Here is a 3,851-nt window from a genome sequence, read left to right on the forward strand (position 1 = left end):
TGCCAAGGTTTACCCACATGCGCTTCGCCGCCCTCCTCGTCCTCGCCGCCCTTCCAATGACCGCATGCACGGCGGTGAAAGATGCCGCCATCGGGCCCAGCCTCAGCCCCACTTCCTATCCCGTCACACCGCCCGACCGCCGGCCCGACCTGGGAATGATGCCACCGGAACCCGAAATCACACCGGCCTCCGCCAACTCGCTCTGGCGCAGCGGGGCCAGGGCCTTTTTCATTGACCAGAGGGCCAGCCGGATCGGCGACATCGTGACCGTGCAGATCGCGATCAACGACTCCGCCAAGACCTCGAACACGTCGGTCTCGAACCGGAACTCGGCGTCAGATGCCTCCCTGTCCACCATGTTCGGGCTTGAGGACAAGGTTCGCCGGCTGCTGCCTCCGGGTAACGGCTTCGACAACCTTTCGCCGTTCAAGACCGACTCGACCTTCTCGAACAGCGGCTCCGGGAGCGTGAACCGGGCGGAGGCCATCTCCCTGACGGTGGCCGCCGTCGTCACTGGCATCCTGCCGAACGGCAACCTGATCATCGATGGCACCCAGGAGGTCCGGACCAACGCCGAACTGAGGCAGTTGACGGTCTCGGGGATCATCCGGCCAGAGGACATTTCGTCGAGCAACACGATCCGGCACACCCAGATCGCCGAGGCACGCATTGCCTACGGCGGCCGCGGCGACATCTCGGCGGTGCAGAAGACCCCGGCTGGACAGTCGGTGGTGACACGGCTCTGGCCCTTCTAGGGCCGAGCCGTCAGGCGCGCAGGCTGCCGCTTGCGGACAGGCCGGCACCAAGCGCGGTGAAGGCCGAAGCTGCAATGCCCGCGGCATCCAGCCCGGCCTGGGCATACATGACCTCGGGCTTGTCATGGTCCTGGAAGACGTCCGGCAGGGTCAGGGTGCGGACCTTCAGGCCCCGGTCCAGAGCGCCCCGGGCCGCCAGCATCTGAAGGACGAAGGCACCGAAACCTCCGGCGGCGCCCTCCTCCACGGTCAATAGGGCCTCGTGTTCCCGCGCAAGTCGCAGGATCAGGTCCTCATCCAGGGGCTTTGCGAACCGGGCATCGGCGACTGTAGCCGAGACTCCCCGCGCAGCGAGGAGATCTGCCGCCTTCAGGCTCTCGCCCAGCCGGGCACCGAAGCTTAGAATGGCCACTGCAGTGCCTTCGCGCACAATACGGCCGCGACCGATCTCGAGGGGTTCTAGTATCTCGGGAATGGCAACGCCCAAGCCCTCGCCCCGGGGATAGCGGAAGGCGGAGGGGCGGTCATCGATGGCGGCAGCCGTCGCCACCATCCGGGCAAGTTCAGCCTCGTCCGAAGCGGCCATCAGCACCATGCCCGGCAGGGCGCCCATGAATCCGATGTCGAAGGATCCGGCATGAGTCGGACCGTCGGCACCGACCAGCCCCGCCCGGTCAATGGCGAAGCGCACAGGAAGCCTCTGGATCGCCACGTCGTGGACCACCTGGTCGTAGCCGCGCTGGAGGAAGGTCGAGTAGATCGCCGCGAACGGCTTCATGCCATCGGCCGCCAGCCCCGCCGCGAAGGTCACGGCATGCTGTTCGGCAATACCGACGTCGAAGGTCCGGTCCGGGAAGCGCTTTCCAAAGAGGTCGAGCCCGGTTCCGGAGGGCATGGCCGCGGTGACGGCGACGATCCGGGGATCGGCCTCGGCCTGCCGGATCAGGGCGTCGGCGAAGACGCGCGTGTAGGCGGGCGCCGCCGGCTGGGCGGGCTTGGCCTGCCTGCCGGTGACCACGTCGAAACGGGCAACGGCGTGAAGCTTGTCATCGGCGCTCTCGGCAGGCGCGTAGCCCTTGCCCTTCTGGGTCACCACGTGGACCAGAACCGGCCGGTCCCGGATCTCCCGGGCGTTCTGGAGGATCGGGATCAGGGCATCCATGTCGTGACCGTCGATCGGCCCGATATAGTAGAAGCCCAGTTCCTCGAAGAAGGTGCCGCCGGTCACCATGCCCCGGGCGAACTCCTCTGCCTTGCGGGCGGCTTCCTGAAGGGGGCGCGGCAGGGCGCTGGCCACCGACTTCCCGAGCTTCCTCAGCGACTGGTAGCCGCCGCCGGAGACCAGCCGGGCCATGTAGGCGCTCATGGCGCCCACCGGAGGGGCGATCGACATGTCATTGTCGTTGAGGATCACGGTCAGCTGGCTGGTCGTCTCGCAGGCGTTGTTCATCGCCTCGTAGGCCATGCCCGCGCTCATCGAGCCGTCGCCGATGACGGCGACAACGCTATTGTCCCGTCCCCTGGCGTCGCGCGCCGCGCAGAATCCGAGGGCGGCAGAGATGGACGTGGCAGCGTGGGCCGCCCCGAAGGGATCGTAGGGACTTTCCGCCCGCTTGGTGAAACCGCTGAGCCCACCGCCCTGCCGGAGGGTCCGGATCCGGTCCCGGCGGCCGGTCAGGATCTTGTGCGGATAGGCCTGGTGACCGACATCCCAGATCAGGATGTCCTCTGGCGTCTGGTAGACATGGTGCAGGGCGACGGTCAGCTCGACCACGCCGAGACCCGCACCCAGGTGCCCCCCCGTCTGCGAGACGGCGTCGATCGTCTCGGCGCGGACCTCGTCGGCCAGTTGGCGCAACTGGGCGAGCGAATACCCGCGAATATCCGAAGGCGCTGAGACGGTGTCGAGAAGCGGTGTCAGAGGCGTCATGGTCAGTGCTTTGCTCGCATTCAGCGTTGGCGATCAAGCACGAATTCGAGGCATCCACGGAGCGGATCGGCCCGCGTCCCCAGGGGATCCAGATGGGCACAGGCCTGGGCGGCGATCAGGCCCAGCCGGGCACGGGCATCGGCAACCCCCAGGAGGGTGACGAAATTGATTTTTCCCCGCCCGGAATCCTTGCCCGTCGCCTTCCCGACGACGGCGGACTCGCCCTCGACATCCAGCAGGTCGTCGACAATCTGGTAGGCCAGTCCCAGGTCATGGGCGAAGGCCAGGAGGGCGTGCCTGTCAGGGTCCTGGGCGTGCGAAAGGATCAGGGGCAGCTCGAAGGCGGCAGAGATCAGGGCCCCCGTCTTGAGCCTTTGCATGCGGGCTACGGTCCCCAGGTCGTCGCCGCTCCCGGACAGGTCGATCATCTGGCCGCCACACATGCCGCGCGCACCTGAAGCCCGCGCCAGACAGACCACAAGGTCCGCCCGGACCCTGCCGTCCGGGTGGGTCTCAGGGGCGGCCAGGATCTCGAAGGCCAGGGTCTGGAGGGCGTCTCCGGCAAGCACGGCGGTCGCCTCATCAAAGGCCCGGTGGACCGTCGGCCGCCCCCGCCGCAGGTCGTCGTCATCCATGCAGGGAAGGTCGTCGTGGACGAGGCTATAGGCATGCACACACTCCAGTGCGCAGGCGACACGCTCCAGGCGATCAGCCTCGATCCCCAGCACGGACCCGGCCTCGAAGACGAGGAAGGGACGAAGGCGCTTGCCTGGGCCAAGGGCAGCATAGCGCATGGCCTCCGCCAGGCGGCCCTCGGGGCCTTCCATGCCGGGCAGCAGGGCGGAGAGTACGGATTCGGTCCGGGACGCCGCCGCCGCAAGCCGGCTGGCCGTGTCGGGGGTCACTCGAAACTGGCAGGTTCGGAGGCGACGCCGCCGCCGGGGCTGACGACGATCTTCTCGACCTTCAGTCGGGCCTGCTCAAGGCGGCCCTCGCAGTGCGCCTTGAGATGGGCGCCGCGTTCATAGAGGGCGATGGACTCCTCCAGCGGGGCCTGGCCGCTCTCAAGCTGGCCGACAATCCGCTCAAGCTCGGAGAGCGCCTGCTCGAAAGACAGACCGTCAATGTCCTGGACTTCAGCCATGGGAATCCCCGCAATTCAGCCT

General features: G+C 67.5%; 4 protein-coding genes. 1 reads left to right on the plus strand and 3 read right to left on the minus strand.

The window, feature by feature from the left end; all coding sequences use genetic code 11:
- The first annotated feature begins 17 nt into the window (after positions 1-17).
- A complete protein-coding gene (gene flgH, locus WCJ52_RS12095) occupies positions 18-755 on the plus strand; it encodes a flagellar basal body L-ring protein FlgH (RefSeq protein ID WP_336903563.1) in 738 nt (245 codons plus the stop codon).
- A gap of 10 nt (positions 756-765) precedes the next feature.
- On the opposite strand, the gene dxs is transcribed toward flgH, so the two are convergent.
- From dxs to WCJ52_RS12110, 3 genes are read right to left on the minus strand one after another with little or no spacing between them, the layout of a single operon-like run.
- Entirely contained in the window at positions 766-2,685 is a 1,920-nt protein-coding gene (gene dxs, locus WCJ52_RS12100) for a 1-deoxy-D-xylulose-5-phosphate synthase (RefSeq protein ID WP_336903560.1), read from the minus strand.
- A gap of 20 nt (positions 2,686-2,705) precedes the next feature.
- Positions 2,706-3,590 (minus strand): polyprenyl synthetase family protein, encoded by an 885-nt coding sequence (locus WCJ52_RS12105; protein WP_336903561.1) that lies wholly within the window; start codon positions 3,588-3,590, stop codon positions 2,706-2,708.
- Positions 3,587-3,829, minus strand: a complete 243-nt coding sequence (locus WCJ52_RS12110) for an exodeoxyribonuclease VII small subunit (protein WP_336903562.1) — start codon at positions 3,827-3,829, stop codon at positions 3,587-3,589. Before WCJ52_RS12110 ends, WCJ52_RS12105 begins: the two co-directional genes overlap by 4 nt.
- Positions 3,830-3,851 lie beyond the last annotated feature (22 nt).

It is taken from the genome of Phenylobacterium sp., assembly GCF_037138395.1.
Taxonomy (GTDB): domain Bacteria; phylum Pseudomonadota; class Alphaproteobacteria; order Caulobacterales; family Caulobacteraceae; genus Phenylobacterium.

Excerpts from the sequence above, each read along its gene's own strand:
- dxs (WP_336903560.1), bottom strand. The coding sequence starts at position 2,685 with ATGACGCCTCTGACACCGCTTCTCGACACCGTCTCAGCGCCTTCGGAT.
- WCJ52_RS12110 (WP_336903562.1), bottom strand. The coding sequence starts at position 3,829 with ATGGCTGAAGTCCAGGACATTGACGGTCTGTCTTTCGAGCAGGCGCTC.
- flgH (WP_336903563.1), top strand. The coding sequence starts at position 18 with ATGCGCTTCGCCGCCCTCCTCGTCCTCGCCGCCCTTCCAATGACCGCA.